We start from the raw sequence: 335 nt of genomic DNA, 5'->3' as shown, positions 1-335 counted from the left end.
GCCGTCCAACAGATGAAAAAGTCTCTCCTGCTGCTTCAACGATTCATTCCCCCCATCTCCAGGTGCGGTTTCTCCATGGCTTGAATGGGCTGCCCATCTCGGCGTTCCAGCAGGCCATAGTCCGTCTGGACACTGTTGTTTTCCTTCATCAGCTCGCTGCCATAAGCGTATAGGTTCAAGTGACTGGCCACCATCTGAGCGTCCGCTTCCGGCAGCATGGCGGCGAGCTCGCTCCGGGCCTGATCCTCTGGAGAGAAAATTTCCGGATCCAGTATGTATTGATCCAACTGATTTCTCAGCTCCAACGCCTGGGAAATCTCCGTACAGTTTGTTGC

The 335-nt window shown here is 54.3% G+C and carries 1 pseudogene; it reads right to left on the bottom strand.

The window, feature by feature from the left end:
• Nucleotides 1-35: 35 nt before the first annotated feature.
• A pseudogene (locus H6B31_RS17910) lies at nucleotides 36-335 on the bottom strand (antirestriction protein ArdA); the annotation flags it as partial.

The sequence above is a fragment of the Pseudoflavonifractor capillosus genome, from assembly GCF_016899775.1.
Classification (GTDB): domain Bacteria; phylum Bacillota; class Clostridia; order Oscillospirales; family Oscillospiraceae; genus Lawsonibacter.
The sequence above is the reverse complement of the archived record's forward strand: the minus strand, read 5'-3'. Positions and strand labels throughout refer to the sequence as shown.